Here is a 17,580-nt window from a genome sequence, read left to right as displayed (position 1 = left end):
ATTTCAAACTGTGAAATTCGATTACAAAACGGGAAGCTCGGATTGCAATTGACCTTTCCTTTCTACCTCATGAGAATACACGTATATTTTGGAACATTTTAAATGTGTTTTGGAACATTTTCATATGCCTTTTTGAAAAAATATAATATTAATATAAAGTGGAAAAGTTTAATTTCCATTTGAAGACAGCCGGTCCGATTATGGAAGTAAAAGCTCTGTTCTTTGTAACATGATACTTGTAGAATGGAGTATCATATGTCGTTGCATAAGAAATGAGATCATACTACGAAGAATAAGAGAAAGCGGGTTCAAGCAAGAGTATGGAAAGGTCGGGAATGAAATATCAGCCAAAACATGCCGCATCAATGAATTACATCAACCGGTCATTCTGGTTCTCACTTATAAAAAGTGTGGTAATTGCGATTGCGGCTGCGGTTATTTTTAATACGATGTTTGGCATTGCAGTTGTATCCGGGACCTCAATGGAACCGACTCTTTTTGACGGCGATGTAATCGTATTCTGGAAACATTCAGGTACATATGAAAGAGGAGATATTATTTTCATTAAAGGAACTGGGAGAGAAGATTACGTCAAGCGCATCTGCGGCATTCCTGGTGATGTATTGGGATTTGATGAAAATAATGGACTTTTTCTCGTAAACGGAGAAGCACAATATGAACCATATATCTATGAAAAGACTTATGGAAAGGCGAAAGTTGATTATCCGCTCACGCTTTACACAGTTCAGTACTTCGTTATGGGAGACCACCGAAGCGATTCAGAGGACTCCCGTAACTATGGCGCAGTCAGTAAAAATCAGATTCATGGAAAAGGGATCTTCGTATTTCGCAGTGGTTTATAGATTTGTAAAATTATTTTAATGAGGTGCACTATGAGAATAAAAAGTAGTTGGCGCATCGCCCTTTTTCTCTTGCTGATAGGATTGCTGCTGACGGAATTGCTGCCTATTACAGGTATCGCGCTAAACGACAGTGATAATGAAGTGATCGTGTCTTTTGATATGCCTGTAACGGAAATCGTTGTTCCATTAGGTACGGAGACCGAAGACATTCCATTGCCTGGAACCCTGACAGCAACGCTGGAGGGAGAGGGAGATAATGCCACAGACATACCCATAATCTGGGAAGACAGTGGGTTATATAATAAGGAAGCGGCAGGAACGTATCTGTTTACTGCCGATATCGGAACCTGGACTTACGCACAGGCCCGTCCTGTAGCAATCGTAACAGTGGTTCCTTCAGGCATACATATCAGCGGTAAGCTGTGGCTGGATGAAAATGAAGACGGGATAAAGAATGCAGGCGAAACCGGAATAGCCGGATACCCCGTTACACTCTTTGCAGAGGAAGATTTGAATACTCCGGTTCTGACCACCTTGACCAAAGCGGATGGCTCATACCGGTTTGAGAGCATGGAGCCTGGCAGCTATGTAGTAAAAGTCACATCTGAAATCATTGGCGGAACGGAATACTTACTGCCCCTGGCTATTGCAAATGATAACAATTTTGCGATGGATGAGGAAGCAGCGGCTTCCTGGTCTGCGCCGCTGGAGATTGGGGAAGATGCAGTGGTTTCTGGCATCGATGCGGGTATGCGTCTGCCGGTGGGGATTATGCCGCTTGCTATAAAGGAAGTTTCTAGTTTTGATGAACTTAAAAACTTCCTTTATGGTAACCAGGTACAGTCAGGAGACATTATTGTCATTAACAATGACATCGAATTTCCAGTGCCGCTGACCATTACAAAGAATTTAAATATAACGATTAAAGCGGCTGATGGCATTGATTCTGTTACTCTTATCTCCGCAAATCAGCGTCATTTCATCATTTCCAGTGACGGCGACGTTGGGCTTACATTTGAAAATGTTATATTGGATGGCAATGGAACAGGTGGTGGGATCGTAGTGACGGGTGATCTTGTGTTGATGGGTGCCAAGATTACAAACTGCCATGGGTATGATGGTGGTGGAGTCTCTAGTACTGGCGCCCGCTCAATTACCCTTTCTAACTGTGAAATCTACAATAATACTGCGCAAAATATGGGCGGCGGTGTTAGTACAATAAACGCTCAGCTTACGATTGAACATTGCTATATTCACGACAATTCAGCAATGGGCACCGCCAGTGGTGGTGGTGGAGTGAATTTCAGTCAAAACCCCGATACTACAGGCATCAGTTTTCGCATGTTGAACAGCGAGATATACGGTAATACATCGGCTTTCATGGGTGGAGGTGTTTTGGTTGCCGCTGTCGAAAATAGTGACATCATCGGCAATAAGATATACGGGAATGAAGGGCAAAATGGCGGCGGTATTTATATCGCTACATTTAACAATGCGGTAGCTGCCATCGATAACAACGAAATTTTCGGTAACAAAGCAACGCAAAACGGCGGTGGTGTCTATTCTTGGGGCGTCTCCTCCACCAGCAGGACTGTCATTACGGGCGGTAGTAATCTCGAAAACAATTCGGCGGCAGATGGTGGTGGTATTTATGCCAACAGCAGCACCGTCACCATAGACGACAGCAGCATAACTGACAATAAGGCAACAAATAATGGTGGTGGCATCTACACCACCCACCTTGATAAGCTATCTGTCTCGGAGGAGGTTACGTTCGGTGAGAATACAGCGTCGAATGCTGCCAGACCTCTCCAGAATATGACAGACTTATATCCACTCATAAAGACTACCAGCAGCAGCATCCATAGTCATCCACTCAACAACTATGATATCAACGTGCTAATCGTGACAGTTCATTATATATACGGGAACGGAACCGCCATAGCCGAATTACCTTCGGTTGGATACGCTGCTGTTTCGGACACCTCTTTCGTCCTTCCGCCTGAAGTAATTCCTTCCATCACAGATTATGTGTTCACGGGATGGAGGAAAGGGAGCCTAAACGGTGAGTGGCAGGACAATACCAATGTCTGTCTATCCAATGTGACGGCTAATACGGATATTTATCTGGTATACGAAAGGAGCATCGTCACAGTATCCCAGAAGGTCAGCGGTGATTATGCCGACAAAACAAAGGACTTCCGGTTTACAATATACTTCAGGGACAGCAATGGCCCCCTTGCGGAAGGAACCCGGTTTCAGTATACAGGCGGAACCGTATCCGGTTTAGAAGCAGAAGCGGAGGCTCCGGACGAAGGAATGCTGACTCTGGAAGAGGGGGGAAAAGCCACTTTCACACTTGGGCATGGTCAGCAGATCTCCATTTTGGCGGTACCGCAGAATACTGTCCAAATTGTGGAATCTTTGGAATCTGTCGATCTGAATAATTACAGCGTTTCTTTTACGGATTCCATTACAGGCCCCACAAACGGTTCGGATACCGGGAGGGCCGACCTGTCAGAAGGAGACAGAACGTTTGATTTCATCAATACAAGAAATAATGTGGTACCTGCCGGTGTTTTAATAGGAAACATTTATAGTCCTGCCCTTCTGGCCCTGTCCATGTTTCTGCTAATGGGGATAATAAGTGCCGGTATGATTCGATCCCGCAGAAAGCGAGGTTTGCGATATGGCTGAAATACAAAAGCCGGAAGAAGACAAAGCGGTAAAAAACTATCGCGGATATCCGAAAGAATTATCCCTGGGAGAGGAGATCTTGTTTCTTCTGGCAAAAATTGCCGCGATCATCTTTGCCTTCCTGCTGGTGTTCCTGTTTTTGTTTGGACTTTGCCGCAATTCGGATGCATCCATGGGGCCGTCCGTTAAAGATGGAGACATGGTGATGTTCTACCGTCTGGACAAAAACTATATAGCCCGGGACGCCCTTGTGCTGGAATTTGAAGGGCACAAGCAGGTGCGCCGGGTGGTCGCCACAGCAGGTGACATTGTGGATATTACAGAAGATGGGCTGCTGATCAACGGTGCATATCAGCAGGAGCAGGAGATCTACTCACCTACTCAGAGATATGAAAGTGGTCCGGAATTTCCCATTACAGTGGGGGAAGGGGAAGTATTCGTTCTTGGCGACAGCCGTGTAAACGCCACGGACAGCCGTTTTTACGGGGCGGTGAAGGTGAAAGACACACTGGGGAAAGTGATGATGGTTCTCAGGTGGAGAAATATATAGGATAATAAAATACAACTAAGTTTGATCTTTAGGTAGAGGACGGTAAAACAACTGGAAAATCCTGTAACCTATATTCAAAATAAATAATTAAATTAAATAATAAAGGAGTGGAACTATGAAAAAGATTTTAAAAAAGTTACGAAAGAGGTTGCCCGCTATTGCACTTGCTGTGATTATGTCCGTGGGAACAGCCATATCTGCATTTGCAGCTGGTGATGCGGTTTTGGGTACACCAGATAACCCTGCACAGGCGGCTATTACAAAAAAACTGATCATGCCCGAAGGTACTACAACACCTGGTGCAACATTTACCTTCCAGTTTGATAAGGTAAGTGTCGATGACAGTGATGATTCGACGGAATTAGCTAAAATGCCGAATTTTCCTAATGCGGCCCTAAGCTTCGGTCCAAACGATACCGGTAACATTGATAACACTTCCCACACGAAAACCATATTAAAGCAGACGGATAACCTGCTTACCACAGGTGATAAAGTTTTTCCCCATGCAGGTGTTTATGTATACCGCATTACAGAGATTCAACCTGTGACAGGTTATACGCCTGGGGCGAATGAGCAGTACGTATATTCCCTTGCAGAGTATGAGTTGGGAATCTATGTAAAAGAAGGGCCCAGCGGTGCTCTGTACGTGGCCGGTGTTGGAACGGTTATTAAAGAGGAGGACAGCAGTAACGGAACCTCCGGCATAGGTGATAAGGTGGATGCGACTCCCAAGACTGGTGATCCGAACATCACCGGGGAATACAGCAAAATGATCTTTACCAACATCTATTCCAAGACGGCAGGCGGTACTGACCCTGAGGATACGACGACCCCGGCCCTCACCATAAGCAAGGTCGTTGCCGGTGACTATGCCGATAAGAGCAAATATTTTACCTTTAATGTGGACGTGGCTGAGCTGGACAGTATTTTAAACCCGGCCGGCAGCTCTGTTACATATAGGGCATATGTTGTAGAATCATCATCTGGTACTATTGTAACAGGAACAGACAATTACACGAATCTGGAAACAGACGGTGCTGGCGAAAAGTTTATTAAAATTACTGCAGGAACCTCTATAGCGGTAAATCTCAAACACGATCAAAGTCTGGTATTCACTGATCTGACTGTTGGTGCAGAATTTACTGTGGAAGAAGCTGCAGTACCATATTATGTAGCAACATATATGCAGGAGGTAAATAATGGAGCTCCAACCGCCGGTAATAGTAATACTGTCGAGGATTTGGCGTGCAAAACTACCAGTGCACTTATTGGAGAAGGTACAAACAATGTAGCATTTACCAATACTTACCGGACGATCACTCCTACGGGCGTGATCGTTAACAACCTCCCTTATGTTATGATTTTAATTCTTGCAGCCGGTTCATTCATGGCATTTATAGTTGTAAAATCCCGCAAAAAACACAGCCGTGTATAATCTTTAAGCACGGGACGGTTAAACAACAGGAAAAAAGGTATTTTGACAAACATTTAACAATACAGGAAAGAGGGCTCATATGAACGCAGCAGCACTGAAAAAAGCAGGCAGAAAGGCAGTTAGAATCGTAAACAGTATCGTGGACCTTTTGGTGCTGACTGTTATTCTCCTGCTGGTTGCTGTGGCTGTCTATTCCATATGGGACTCTGACCAGGTATATCGGGCAGCAGCGTCTGCCCAATACTACGTCTATAAACCGGACACAGCAGACGGCGGTCTGTCGTTTGAACAGCTTAAGGAACTTAATCCGGAGGTGTTTGGCTGGCTCACGGTTTATGGTACAAATATCGACTATCCGGTAACTCAGGGAGAAGATAATTGGAAATATGTAAATACCAATGCATTAGGTGCGTATTCCCTTTCCGGAGCTATTTTTTTAGACTATACCAACCGCAAGGACTTTCAGGATTTTAACAGTATTTTGTATGGTCATCACATGGAAAAGCAAACAATGTTTGGGGAACTTGGCTCATTCAGCGACAAAAGCTATTTTGACAGTCACAAATACGGCAATTTGTTTTATGACGGAAAAGATCACGGACTGGAATTTTTTGCTTTTATTAAAACAGATGCCTATGACGGAGGCGTATTTACGCCCCATGTCCAGGGCAAGGAGGCACAGCAGGCGTATTTAAAAGCCCTGTTGGATAAGGCGTTATATACCCGCGGGACCGGGGTGACGGAGGAGGATCATATTTTGCTTATGACTACCTGTTCTTCGGATGCCACCAATGGGAGAGATATCCTGGTTGCAAGAATTACGAAAGACGGCTATATCAATTCATTTGATGAGGAAAAATCAAGCGCTGTAAACACGGTATCAGTGGATCGGCAAGCCAGCCTATGGGCAAGGCTTCCCCAGTGGCTGCAAATTCTGCTGCCGGTTATTTTGCTGATCCTGCTTATGATTGCAGTTTATTATAAATGTAGAAGAAAAAGAGGGAAACACGAAAAGGAGTAATGAAAATATGAACTCAAAAAGTAACGTACAGAATCAATGGATCACTGTGCGGCGTCTGCTTCTCTTCTGCCTTTTGGTCATAGGGTTCCCCTTAAATGTTTACGCAGATGGGGATTCTGTTTCCGTTCCATTATACGTAGATCAGGTTTTTATAAAAAACAGTTCGGCCACAGATTTAAATCATGAGTTTTCTTATGATCTCATTTCTTTAGATTCAGGAAATCCCATGCCCCAGGGGAGTTTAAGCAGTGTCTATTCCTTTACAGCTGCCGGAACAGAAATGAAAGCCATTGGCCCCATCACCTTTTCAAACACCGGTACCTACCGCTACGAAATCAAAGGGAACCAATCAGTCCCGGCCAGGGGGTATTCTTATGATATACAGATCTATTCCGTCACAATCTATGTGAAACAAACGGGTACGGACCTTTCAGCTGAGATCGTAGTTAAAAAAAGTGACGGAAGTAAAGCGGGCAGTATTCGATTTGAAAATGTTTATACTCCCCTTGCAAGCGACCCTGAGATCATGGTGGACCCGCCGGTGAAAAAAACGGTATCCGGTAACCCGTCCGCTGCCTCCGGTTTTACATTTTCATTAACTGCCCAGGATAAGGCTAATCCCATGCCAGAAGGAAGTGCAGACGGTGTCAAGTACATGACTATTTATGGATCTGGAGAAGAGGATTTCGGTACATGGATATATACTCGGGAAGGTACTTATTACTACACCATCTCGGAAGTGATTCTTTCGGATACAAGATATACATACGACCGTTCCGTATACACAATCACCGATGTGGTAAAAGACATAGACGGACAGCTCGTGGTCACACGGACAGTGACAAATGATGCAAACAAACAGGTGGAGTCCTGTATTTTTATCAATAAATACACCGGCGGAGGCGGGAGCAGTGGAGGCGGCGGATCAGGAAGCAGCGGATCAGGAAGCAGCGGCGGACCCGGCAGGCCCGGCGTGTCAGGAAGCAGTAATGGACCTGGAGTATCAGGAGGCGGTGGCGGCCCGGGTACTGATGGCGGCCCCGGAAGTGAGGCTGGGGGCGGTGGTAATGCTGCCGCCGTAATAAACGTACCCAAAACCGGTGATGAAATCAACTACCAACGATATGAGGGAATGCTTTGGGGTGCTTCTGTTGTAGCGGCTGGCTCCATGATTTACCTCATACTTGCTGCCAGACGGAGAAAAAAAGAAACGGAAAACTCAGGCAAAATGACAGGTGAAGCATGAATAAGAGGCAAAAGATCATTACAACAGCCGTATGGTTCCTTCTAATTGGTTCAATCTGCGTTATCATATTCTCCGGGTATAAGCTTAAGAAAAGTCTGCAGGTTTATGAAGCAGGGAATCAAAGTTATGAGAATCTAAAGGAGCAGGTCCGCCGCCAGGAGAGCGGCGGTGAGTCCGGAGGGGAGCTGTCGTCGGGCAGTGTACCGCCGGTCTTTATCGATTTTGAAGAGTTAAAAGAAATCAATTCTGATGCGGCCGCATGGCTTTACTGCCCAGGGACAGTCATTGACTATCCGGTTATGCGCGCATACGATTACGACTGGTATCTCCATCATCTCCCGGATGGCTCTTATAATGCCAACGGGACATTATTTCTTGATTCAAACTGCCCAGAGGATTTCCTCGGGGGTTTAAGTATCATTTATGGGCATCATATGAAATCCGGCAGGATGTTTGGTTCCCTGACAGGGTACAAGAAGCAGGATTATTTTGATGAACACCCTTATATGTATCTATACACAGAGAAGGGAAATTATCGGATTGAACTGAAATATGGCTGCGTCATCAGCGCAGGAGAATGGCGTGACCGGGCATTTATGTATGAGGTGAATTTGGAATCGTTGTTAGCTTACGCATCAACGAAAACGACATTTGAAAGTGCCGCAGAATATGGAGATGACGATAGATTCCTAGTGCTTTCCACATGCAGCTATGAATTTGACGACGCCCGGTATATCGTAATCGGTGTTTTGCGGCCGGAATCAGGAAGCCAGTAAGGCAGAGGAGAGGAGTGAAAAAATGATATTAACGAAAGAAACGATCGATATGGTAAAGCTGACAAAAAGGTTTGGGAAATGCTATGATGCCCAGGAAGTGGATAGCCTTCTTGATGAGATTGGGGAGGCGGCTGAAAAGCAGTACCAGGAGCTGGAACAGCTTCGCAGTATCCGCGCGGAATATTACCAGATGAAGAATCAGATTTCGGAAGCTCTTTTGGCTGCCCGGCAGACAGCGAAGGAAATGCTTGAGCAGACCCGGAGTAAATGCGATGACGAACTGACGGAGCTGAAGCAGCAGAAAATCATGCTGCAGCAGGAGATATCCAGTCTTAAAAGGTATAAGATTCTGGAAATTGAGAAGATCAGAAGAGACTTAGAAAAACTGCTGGGAGATTCAAAATCAGATGAGGCGCCGGAGAGAGAGGCGGCTATATCAAAATAAGGAGGAGTATCAAATGAAAAGGTATGCTGTATTTCTTGTTTCTGCGGTACTTTGCGCCAGCTTGATTACCGGGAAGATTGTTCAGGTTTATGCACAACAAGAGGAAGTGCGGGCAGAAGAAACGGAACAGGAAGATAATGTAAAACAGGAAAAAAATGTAAAACAGGAAGATAACATAAAACAGGAAGATAACATAAAACAGGAAGATAACGTAAAACAGGAAGTTAATATAAAACAGGAAGATAACGTAGAACAGGAAGATAACGTAAAACAGGAAGATAATACGGAGCAGGCAGATAACGCAGAGCAGGAGGATAACGCAGGGCACGAGAAAGATACAGAAGCTTCAAATGATCCTGCAGAAACCATAGGCAGCGATGAACAGGAAACGTCTGTGCCGGAGCCGGAGGAAAGCAAGGGAGAATCTTCCAAGCCTGAGCAAAGCGATGGGACGGAAGAGGAAAAGCCGCAGACAGATGCAGGCAAAGGCGGGGAGAGTAAGATTCCGGGTGAAAGCCAGGTCCAGGCTGAAACAAAGGTTCCAGGTGAAAACGAAGGAAATCCTGATGTTTCAGCAGCCATGGAAGCCGCATACACGGGTCTTTTTGATCAAATCGATTATATTGCCGGTTTGCTTGATATATCTGATGATTATACGCTCATAGAGGGGGAAGATAATTTTAGCGAAGCGCTTGCCGTCTATGCTGTAAAACATAATCAGACCAGGAATTATCCCTATGATGTGGAAATAACAAGCGAGGCTGATTTTGATGAGCTTCAATCCATCTATTGGAGCCTGAACAGGATAAGCGGAGCCAAAAACGAAGTAGAATCAATTATCCGCGTTACACGGCTGTCAGGTGAGGCTGTACATTCCATGTCCGGTTCCGAGAAAAAGGTTTTTAAAACTCTCATTTCTAATGAAAACAGAGACAAAGTCAATGCACTGCTTTTGGACCGATGAAGGATACGCAGAGAGATATACCAAAAGAGGTTTGCAAGGAAGTCACCAATTTATATGAAATATCTTTGGAGGAGCACCCACATCAACATGACGCATTCAAATGGTATTTAAGAGCTGCCTATAAAGGAAATGCTGACGCCCAATATTTAATCGGTAACTTGTATTATTATGGCGTTATTATTAATAAGAACTATGTGATGGCACGTAAATGGTATGAAAAATCAGCGGAACAAGGCAAAGAGGATGCTCAGGCGAGGCTGGGAGCAATGTATCTCAGTGGGAAAGGCGCTGAAAAGGATTATCAAAAAGCTTTCACTTGCCTTTCAGAGGCGGCAGAAAATAACAATGGCAGTGCTTTAAATAATTTAGGCTGGATGTATAAAACAGGATCGGGTGTTATCCGGAATTATCAGACAGCTAATGAATACTTCCAAAAGGCCATTGAAAACAGCTGTTCAACTTCGCACAAGCACTTGGGCGATCTATACCTAAATGGTCGGGGCGTTAAACAAGATATAGAGAAAGCGGTGTATCATTATCAGATAGCTTCTAATGATGGTAATGAACTTTCAACGAAAGCTCTGGCGGAAATATTTGAGAACAACTTATATAATAGAAAAGCTTATGTACCTGAACCATAAATACATAATAGTAGGAGGTGGAAGAGGATGGAATATTATTTAATTATGGCTGACACCGATATACCAATTGCAGAAAGCCCGTTTGATATCTGGGATATAAAACAGGACCGGGAGCACAATCTTCCGGGGCGTGAATTACTGTTTTTCCATGGAAACCCCTTTACGACTTTTAATGATATTCTATTCCAGCCTTTTTTGCTGGTATCGGAGAAAATTCAAAGTGTTATTGCATTATATGAACCTGACACCGTCTTCACGGAAGTTGTTTTAATGGATACGTTCAATGAACTTGCAGAATTGTATTTCTGTCCGGAGTTACAGGAAGTGGATTGCCTGACCGAACAAAGCAGATTCAATCCGGATCGCAGTGCGATTAAAAAGGCAGTCATAGATGTTTCCAAAATCGGAGATAAAAAGGTATTTTCTCTAGCAGGCGTTCAAGGATTTCATGTAGTAGGACGGAGAGATTTCATTGAAAGCATGCTAAGCAGAGATATACGGGGGCTGATGCTCCTCCCAATTGAAACAATTAGCGAAGGATAAGAATCCGTAGCTCTGGCAGGTATGTGCTTCATGGATGAATAAGGCCCCAGAAAATTTTTTGTTTCTGAGGCCGCTTTTTTATTTAATGCTCTTTATTAGATCACATCTAAAAGAGCTGGTAAGATATACTGTTCCATCTTCTGCTATTACTTGAATCTGTTCGCCTTCATAATCTGTCCATGATTTGATTTTCGTATCTACAACGGTTCCATCGGCAAGCTGAATAATTGCTCTGTCATATGTATATGTAGTATCTAATATTGTCTTATTTCCACATCCGGTTAAAGTACTTAAAGTGAAAATTACCAGAAGTATTTTTATATTTGGTCTCATTTATTTCCTCCTATTATTTCAGTATTCATTTTTCTACAGGTTATCCTCTGATTAATTTATATTATTATGACGTACGCTAAAAATTTTGTCAACATACACGTATATTATAATGTGTTTGCAAGAAAAACAGATACTCTAAAGTTAATCATTTATTCCCTTCTTTTACGTGATTTTAAGGAATATATTATATAAAACCTACAATGAAATTCCTTATATAATACCAACAATGGAATATATTATATAATTGAAAAAACAATTACAGCGTGTTATACTATTAATGAATTTGCATGAAACCGGTGGAAGAGCACGGTGCAGGGCCAATACATAGGATTATGGTTTTAATGAGATATATTGCCTTGGAGAAAGGTTGGTGGACAATCATGTTGAAGATATTTTTGTGTGATGATGATCAAAAAGCCCTTGCTCATTATACCAAACTTATTAAAGAAGTCGCAAAGAAAAACAAGGTGGAAATCACCATCTCTTATTTCAACAGTGGAGAGGAACTTTTGTTTTATCTTGCCGATTCACCGAGCCAGGCAGACATCATCTACCTGGATATCCTGATGAATAAACTGAATGGGCTGGACATTGCTAAGAGGCTCCGGGTGTTAGGGTGCAATTCAGAAATCATCTTTTTGACTACAAGTGAAGATTATGTTTTTGATGCCTATGATATTACACCTGTCCACTATCTGATAAAATCTAAAACTACTGCCGCTAAATTTGAGGAAGTATTCATAAGAGCTATGAACCTGGTCTCAAAAAAGGAAAATGATGTGTTCCTTTGTGAGTCGGGTAAGAATAACATTCGAAAAGTAATTCCGTTCAAAGACATCTCCTTTTTTGAGATTTGGAAACGAATTGTATCGGTTCACTATAATGGAGGGGAAAGCTTTAATTTTTATTCAACCATGGAGCAGCTGGAGAGTCAGTTGATAAATAAAGGATTCGTTCGCATTCACCGTTCCTATATTGTGAACATGTCCTATATATTACAATTTGAACAGAATATCGTTTTTTTGAAAACAGGTGAAAAGGTTCCGATCGGTGCAACTTATACCAAGCAGTTGAAACAGGTTTTTGCCGATTATATCAGCCGTACCAACATTCACGAATGTGGATAGGAGAATACCATGTTAAGCGTTGCTTCGCTGATTATTTATGATATATTTAATCTTCAGCGTTATAAAAAGCTGTTTCCGGCGAAAAGGGATCATTGGATTTATTATATTATTGCAATTGCTATAAATGTTACGATATCGGCAGCAGCCGTTATATTGTTTGACTCAAGGATCGCTGTATATTTCGTGTTTTCATCATTTATGTTATCTTTCCATTTATTGTTTATTGGAACCCCCACTCAAATTCTTTATGCAGGAAGTATCTATACGTTTTCCTTGTATTCCATCCGAGGAGTTATATTTTCGATTTATTCCCTTGTTTTACATATAAGTATTAAAGATGTTCTCCAGCATAAAAGTTATGATGAAACGATTACTTTGATGGCTGTACTTTTTTTAATCATATACAACGTGCTTATACGTAAGAAGTTCCTTCCGGAACAAAAAATCAAATGCTTGCTTCGTAACAATGGTCAGCTAAAATTTGTGGTTCTTTATTTGTTTTTTCAATGGCTGTTTCTAACGCTTATTAACGATGGCCGTTTTTATGATGATATCAGGCAATATTGGTTTTCGTCCCTATATCTGGGCTCTTGCATCATTAGCAATCTGTGGCTGCATGTTATCCTGTTTCATGCATCGAAGATATCAGATCTGTTTGAGTACGAAATATTTACTCATCAATTACAAGAACAACTTTCCCGCCAAATGCGTCACTATCAATCCTACCGCAAATATACAGAAAGTTATCGGGCCTTTCGCCATGATTATGAAAAGTTGATGACTTCTATAAAAACTTTATTGCGGCGCAAGGAATATAATAAGGCAATCCAAATGTTAGATGACATTCATGATACGATGCAGCAGAGCGTGCGGGTTCACAATAATTATTCCGACAATATGCTCTTAGATGCCATATTACAGGATGTTGCTGATGTCTGTGAAGAAAAGAATATCCGTTTCCTGGCACATGCACATCTTCCTGAATCTGTGCCAATGGCAGATCTGGACATTATCCGTGTCTTTACCAATATCACGAATAATGCGATCGAAGCCTGTAATAAGATATCTGATTCGGAACGTTTCATTGAGGTAACAAGTAACAGCACTCAGAATTGGACAATCATTGAAATAAGCAATTCTTTTAACGGAGATCTGTTAATTGTGGGAGAGGATTTAAAGACAACAAAGGAAGACAAGGATTTCCACGGTTTGGGGCTTCAAATTATAAGAGAGACGATTGAGGAGATGGGTGGACTGGTATTTACGGAACCAGACAGCGAAAAAAGGATATTCAAAATAAAGGTCTGCATACCTAAAAATCCCCGTTTTAGGGCAGCCGAAACCGGATAAAGAGGCAGCGGTTCCACTGAAGTGGAAGCTGCCTTTTCTTATTATTTATAATAATTAAACTCAAACTCTTTCCACGATTTAGAAAACTCATGATTTTGGAAGGCTTCTTTCAATCCGCTGATTTGCTTCAGCCGAATGATTTCATCCAATTCCATCCCCAGATTTTTTCCTATTTTATCATCTGACCATCCCATTGTTGTCAAATTGACCACAATCTCACTCATCGAACGGATCTGATGGGTTCCTCTTGCTCGGTTGTGGCGGATCGTAGAGCCGATGCGTTCGTCCAGAGGTTTATCTATAATGGTCAAAGGCAGGTAGCCGTGACGTTTTTTCGCAATTTCGGGATACCTGCCAATTTTGTTGCGGTGAAACCCGTCGGTAATTTCATAATGATCATTGTCGATACGATAGGATACGATCGGTTGTGTAAAATCGTCCAAACGGATGGAGGTGTAAAGCAGTTCCATCTCATCCGGTGCGACCTTATTTGGATTATAATCGTTTGCCCTCACCTTTTTGGCGGGAACCCATTCCACAAGATCTACGGGATCATGAAACGGAGAACATTCGCTTAACGCCCGGCGAATTTTGTTTAGTGCCTGCACCTTTTCATGCAATTTCATTGTTTTAAGGAGCCGAATGATTTTTTCAATACAAGCATCAAGCTCCGAATAGCAGGTTTCTGCTTGTTTCTCTTTTGTGGATTCCATAAGCAACCTCCTGAATCTTTCCGGATAAAAACCAATAATTTTTTGTTTTTCTATATATCACAAAGCCATGCCGCATATAGTAATCCTTGATAAATTCGATATTGGTCGAGGTATGCACAGGCATTTTCATTTCTTGACAATATTCGAACCGGGCATCTGTTAAGGCTTTGAACAGTCCTTGTCTGCGGTATCTGATCTCCACATATTCCGTAGAAAATAAAATGTACTCATTCTTATACATCAGAGATGAAAAAGCGGCGACCTGCCCTTCTTTCTCAATCAGGAACCAGATACGGTCAGGTTCGTTGCGAAGGTAGGGCATTTGACGAATGTATCGTTCCTCTGCAAAAAAACGTCCCATCTTTGAATAAAAAAGGGCCTTATCATACTTCCCTTCAAAGCATTGTATCTTATTCACTGTCTTCCTCCTCCATGATGATTTTGCGCATCTGTTTGTCCTGGGCATCCTCCAAGTGTATAAAATTCTGATATTGCTCTCTAAGCTGCATCAAAAGCTTTACGTCTGACTTAGATGGCGCAAAGCTGAGCCGGCGCAGCCAGAAATCATTTTTTTCAATGGCTCTGGCTATCCGCCGCCAGGACGGTACCTTTTTCTGGGTCTCTAGCTTCCGGTCTGCTTCGTCTGGTATTTTCTCTAACTGGAATCCGTGAGAGGACCACCACTGCAAATAAGTATTGATTTTACGATAGTAATGATCCCGCAGCTCAGGCGAATACAGGCCGAGACTTTCAAGCAATAATACGGTATATTGCTGCCAGGTCATTTCTGCGGGTTTTTCAGATTTTATGTTTCCTAACAGTGACGACCTGGCATATATATTTCCAAAATTTACGCCATGTACTCGATTGACCACCCGCTCCCAGGTTTCTGGTTCCAGTGCACGGAACTGGTTCAGTCCGTTGCGCTGGTCATCTCCATAAGGCTGGCAGAGCCGCTGCTGATGGATGCTCAGACCGTTCTTGTACATCAGTTCATAAATTTCATTAAAGGCAAGGTCCAGCTGGCTTACGGCTCCCCAGATGTCTTCTGTTCGCCAATCGTATAGCGGATAGAAGTGATAGATCTCGCTATCGGGTTCAGGAACACGAAGCTTTGTAGTCCAGCCATAATCCTGAAACATTTCCTTCCTTTTACTGATGATGGTATTTAAACGGTTAAGGCTTTCATTGCTTCTAATGGCAATGCCTACGCCCACAGAATTTCCGTGGGTTTTTTGGAACCATTGACTGAACTGATATGTAAATTCTTCAAACTCCATGCCCTTGTAAAACCATGTCCAATCCTTGGGCAGATTGTTCATGTTGATCACGCAGCCGTGATCAGGCATATCACGTACCCATTTACTCCGATCGTTACGGTCCCAGCAAGTCCATTTAGGCTGGATTACGGATACTGCATTACGAAGTGACAAAGGCAGACAGCACCAGTAAAACCTGTCTACCACATCTGCCGTCATCCGGCGCAGTTCTTCAATATGCTGAATTGTAGCCTGATATTGTGCCTCCAGGTCAATGAATTGGACGCTGAATTTCCTGCCTCGCTGCCGGGCGGCATTCGCGCAGAGTTGGAGCATAACGGAGGAATCCTTTCCGCCGGATACGCAAAGGTATAGATGGGAGAAATGTGAGAATGCAATGTTAATTCGTTCCATAGCTGCAGTTAAAACGTCTTCTGATGTATAGATCTTAGGAATATTGAACACCTCCATTTTGCGTGTGGGTAAGCTGGGGCATGATTGAGGGGCGGGAACGCCGATTGATAGTTGAATATTTAATATGTTCTAAATATAGTACTATTTAAGAAGGCTTATAGGCCGATTTGTTCCAAATTGCCCGAATTATGTTCTAAATTAGCCAGATATTGCCAAATATGGATCATTAGTTGCTCATAAGTTGATTGGAAAAAGTTATTATTGATATTAAATTAAGGCAATAAATGTCAACAAATGGAAGTAAATGGCAGCAAATGGAGTCATGAAACCGATCATCATTTGATACGACATACAGCCCGTTGGGAACAATATTTGTTTTGTTAAGATATAAAACTATATAATTTAAAATAAATTACAGTTGTTTTTCGTCATAATTTTTGAGAAAGTCAGGGGCAGCTGGTGCCTGATTATGGATCTGCGTGAAAAGGGGGTAATTGATGGAATGGAAAATAAATTCTTTCGATCCGAAAAATTTAATGGGATGCAAAACAATGAAATATGGGGATACCTTGAAAGCAGTGATGATCTGCTTATTCGAGGAGATGTGAACGGTGATATTTTTTGCAGAGGGACCGTTTACTGCAATGGTAATGTTGCCGGAAATATTCGGGCCAATCAGGTGCAGCTATATCGCTCCCGTGTCACTGGAGACATTACATGCAGAAAAATTGTAACAGACAGCGAGAGCGATGTTAAGGGATTTATCATTGCCGAAAGTGGTCTGGTAAGCTGCCATGTCAGCGGAGATGTTACGATCTCTGGAAACCAGAAGGAAACCCGGCATGAGCTAGTATAAATATAGGTGATGAAAGAAGAAAAACTTCCGCAGCAATTTGCACGCTATGAGAATAATTCTATCATGAGGCTGATAAAAATAATTCCTGCTTATGTCACCTTCATTTTATTAGCATCAGGTAAGGGGTTTATGCTTGACTTTTCAGAGGGTACCGCTATTTCTATCAGTCATGAGATGTAGATGATCAAATTTTTCATTCGGAGAAGCCGTCAAGGTTAAATGCGCGTGATGCACACGCCACTGACGGTTTCTCTTTTTTTATTTTGTTTAATTAAGCGGAAAATGGATAATTTCTTCAATTGTAAAATATCTTTCCCGTTTGAAAGGGAAAGATGGGTACAAATATT

Annotated in this window: 18 protein-coding genes; 14 read left to right on the top strand and 4 right to left on the bottom strand. The window is 42.6% G+C overall.

Translation table 11 applies throughout. From position 1 onward, the window contains the following. Nucleotides 1-335 precede the first annotated feature (335 nt). From lepB (RT269_RS26315) to RT269_RS26265, 11 genes are all read left to right on the top strand, one after another. Entirely contained in the window at nt 336-863 is a 528-nt protein-coding gene (lepB, locus tag RT269_RS26315) for a signal peptidase I (RefSeq protein WP_313187126.1), read from the top strand. A gap of 30 nt (nt 864-893) precedes the next feature. Next, entirely contained in the window at nt 894-3,560 is a 2,667-nt protein-coding gene (locus tag RT269_RS26310; RefSeq protein ID WP_313187124.1) for an SdrD B-like domain-containing protein, read from the top strand. Continuing rightward, complete coding sequence (lepB, locus tag RT269_RS26305; RefSeq protein WP_313187123.1) at nt 3,553-4,110, top strand: signal peptidase I; 558 nt, start codon at nt 3,553-3,555, stop codon at nt 4,108-4,110. Before RT269_RS26310 ends, lepB (RT269_RS26305) begins: the two co-directional genes overlap by 8 nt. Nucleotides 4,111-4,225: 115 nt before the next feature. Continuing rightward, nucleotides 4,226-5,545, top strand: a complete 1,320-nt coding sequence (locus RT269_RS26300; protein WP_313187121.1) for a DUF7601 domain-containing protein — start codon at nt 4,226-4,228, stop codon at nt 5,543-5,545. Between the two features lie 79 nt (nt 5,546-5,624). After that, nucleotides 5,625-6,566 (top strand): class B sortase, encoded by a 942-nt coding sequence (gene srtB / locus RT269_RS26295; protein WP_313187119.1) that lies wholly within the window; start codon nt 5,625-5,627, stop codon nt 6,564-6,566. Between the two features lie 7 nt (nt 6,567-6,573). After that, on the top strand, nt 6,574-7,812 hold the full coding sequence (locus tag RT269_RS26290) for a Spy0128 family protein (RefSeq protein ID WP_313187116.1): 1,239 nt from the start codon (nt 6,574-6,576) through the stop codon (nt 7,810-7,812). Continuing rightward, nucleotides 7,809-8,588, top strand: a complete 780-nt coding sequence (locus RT269_RS26285; RefSeq protein WP_313187115.1) for a class B sortase — start codon at nt 7,809-7,811, stop codon at nt 8,586-8,588. The genes RT269_RS26290 and RT269_RS26285 overlap by 4 nt, the downstream gene beginning before the upstream one ends. Before the next feature lie 22 nt (nt 8,589-8,610). Continuing rightward, a complete protein-coding gene (locus tag RT269_RS26280; protein WP_313187114.1) occupies nt 8,611-9,033 on the top strand; it encodes a hypothetical protein in 423 nt (140 codons plus the stop codon). Between the two features lie 13 nt (nt 9,034-9,046). Further along, entirely contained in the window at nt 9,047-9,997 is a 951-nt protein-coding gene (locus RT269_RS26275) for a hypothetical protein (protein WP_313187113.1), read from the top strand. Continuing rightward, nucleotides 9,994-10,638, top strand: a complete 645-nt coding sequence (locus tag RT269_RS26270; protein WP_313187112.1) for a tetratricopeptide repeat protein — start codon at nt 9,994-9,996, stop codon at nt 10,636-10,638. Before RT269_RS26275 ends, RT269_RS26270 begins: the two co-directional genes overlap by 4 nt. Nucleotides 10,639-10,665: 27 nt before the next feature. Then, nucleotides 10,666-11,181, top strand: a complete 516-nt coding sequence (locus RT269_RS26265; RefSeq protein ID WP_313187110.1) for a hypothetical protein — start codon at nt 10,666-10,668, stop codon at nt 11,179-11,181. A gap of 78 nt (nt 11,182-11,259) precedes the next feature. Here RT269_RS26265 and RT269_RS26260 read toward each other — a convergent pair whose 3' ends face one another. Beyond that, on the bottom strand, nt 11,260-11,514 hold the full coding sequence (locus tag RT269_RS26260; protein WP_313187109.1) for a hypothetical protein: 255 nt from the start codon (nt 11,512-11,514) through the stop codon (nt 11,260-11,262). A gap of 380 nt (nt 11,515-11,894) precedes the next feature. Between RT269_RS26260 and RT269_RS26255 the strand changes: the two genes are divergently transcribed. Next, nucleotides 11,895-12,641, top strand: a complete 747-nt coding sequence (locus RT269_RS26255; protein ID WP_313187107.1) for a LytR/AlgR family response regulator transcription factor — start codon at nt 11,895-11,897, stop codon at nt 12,639-12,641. An 831-nt stretch (nt 12,642-13,472) separates the two neighbouring features. Then, entirely contained in the window at nt 13,473-13,991 is a 519-nt protein-coding gene (locus RT269_RS26250; protein ID WP_313187106.1) for an ATP-binding protein, read from the top strand. A gap of 41 nt (nt 13,992-14,032) precedes the next feature. On the opposite strand, the gene RT269_RS26245 is transcribed toward RT269_RS26250, so the two are convergent. Genes RT269_RS26245 through RT269_RS26235 form a run of 3 tightly spaced genes read right to left on the bottom strand, consistent with a single transcriptional unit; the run spans nt 14,033 to nt 16,377 of the window. Beyond that, nucleotides 14,033-14,704, bottom strand: a complete 672-nt coding sequence (locus RT269_RS26245; protein ID WP_313187104.1) for a ParB/RepB/Spo0J family partition protein — start codon at nt 14,702-14,704, stop codon at nt 14,033-14,035. After that, nucleotides 14,655-15,122, bottom strand: a complete 468-nt coding sequence (locus RT269_RS26240; protein WP_313187102.1) for a hypothetical protein — start codon at nt 15,120-15,122, stop codon at nt 14,655-14,657. The genes RT269_RS26245 and RT269_RS26240 overlap by 50 nt, the downstream gene beginning before the upstream one ends. Continuing rightward, a complete protein-coding gene (locus RT269_RS26235) occupies nt 15,115-16,377 on the bottom strand; it encodes a DUF3440 domain-containing protein (RefSeq protein ID WP_313187100.1) in 1,263 nt (420 codons plus the stop codon). Before RT269_RS26235 ends, RT269_RS26240 begins: the two co-directional genes overlap by 8 nt. Before the next feature lie 469 nt (nt 16,378-16,846). Here RT269_RS26235 and RT269_RS26230 point away from each other — a divergent pair, with 469 nt between their 5' ends. Continuing rightward, nucleotides 16,847-17,233 carry a polymer-forming cytoskeletal protein gene (locus RT269_RS26230; RefSeq protein ID WP_313187099.1) on the top strand — a complete coding sequence of 129 codons (387 nt, stop codon included), beginning with the start codon at nt 16,847-16,849 and terminating at the stop codon, nt 17,231-17,233. The last annotated feature ends 347 nt before the right edge of the window (nt 17,234-17,580 follow it).

This window comes from Lacrimispora sp., from assembly GCF_032078915.1.
GTDB lineage: Bacteria > Bacillota > Clostridia > Lachnospirales > Lachnospiraceae > Lacrimispora.
This window is presented reverse-complemented; position numbering and strand designations above follow the sequence as displayed.

Excerpts from the sequence above, each read along its gene's own strand:
- lepB (WP_313187126.1), top strand. The coding sequence starts at position 336 with ATGAAATATCAGCCAAAACATGCCGCATCAATGAATTACATCAACCGG.
- RT269_RS26310 (WP_313187124.1), top strand. The coding sequence starts at position 894 with ATGAGAATAAAAAGTAGTTGGCGCATCGCCCTTTTTCTCTTGCTGATA.
- lepB (WP_313187123.1), top strand. The coding sequence starts at position 3,553 with ATGGCTGAAATACAAAAGCCGGAAGAAGACAAAGCGGTAAAAAACTAT.
- RT269_RS26300 (WP_313187121.1), top strand. The coding sequence starts at position 4,226 with ATGAAAAAGATTTTAAAAAAGTTACGAAAGAGGTTGCCCGCTATTGCA.
- srtB (WP_313187119.1), top strand. The coding sequence starts at position 5,625 with ATGAACGCAGCAGCACTGAAAAAAGCAGGCAGAAAGGCAGTTAGAATC.
- RT269_RS26290 (WP_313187116.1), top strand. The coding sequence starts at position 6,574 with ATGAACTCAAAAAGTAACGTACAGAATCAATGGATCACTGTGCGGCGT.
- RT269_RS26285 (WP_313187115.1), top strand. The coding sequence starts at position 7,809 with ATGAATAAGAGGCAAAAGATCATTACAACAGCCGTATGGTTCCTTCTA.
- RT269_RS26280 (WP_313187114.1), top strand. The coding sequence starts at position 8,611 with ATGATATTAACGAAAGAAACGATCGATATGGTAAAGCTGACAAAAAGG.
- RT269_RS26275 (WP_313187113.1), top strand. The coding sequence starts at position 9,047 with ATGAAAAGGTATGCTGTATTTCTTGTTTCTGCGGTACTTTGCGCCAGC.
- RT269_RS26270 (WP_313187112.1), top strand. The coding sequence starts at position 9,994 with ATGAAGGATACGCAGAGAGATATACCAAAAGAGGTTTGCAAGGAAGTC.
- RT269_RS26265 (WP_313187110.1), top strand. The coding sequence starts at position 10,666 with ATGGAATATTATTTAATTATGGCTGACACCGATATACCAATTGCAGAA.
- RT269_RS26260 (WP_313187109.1), bottom strand. The coding sequence starts at position 11,514 with ATGAGACCAAATATAAAAATACTTCTGGTAATTTTCACTTTAAGTACT.
- RT269_RS26255 (WP_313187107.1), top strand. The coding sequence starts at position 11,895 with ATGTTGAAGATATTTTTGTGTGATGATGATCAAAAAGCCCTTGCTCAT.
- RT269_RS26250 (WP_313187106.1), top strand. The coding sequence starts at position 13,473 with ATGTTAGATGACATTCATGATACGATGCAGCAGAGCGTGCGGGTTCAC.
- RT269_RS26245 (WP_313187104.1), bottom strand. The coding sequence starts at position 14,704 with ATGGAATCCACAAAAGAGAAACAAGCAGAAACCTGCTATTCGGAGCTT.
- RT269_RS26235 (WP_313187100.1), bottom strand. The coding sequence starts at position 16,377 with ATGGAACGAATTAACATTGCATTCTCACATTTCTCCCATCTATACCTT.
- RT269_RS26230 (WP_313187099.1), top strand. The coding sequence starts at position 16,847 with ATGGATCTGCGTGAAAAGGGGGTAATTGATGGAATGGAAAATAAATTC.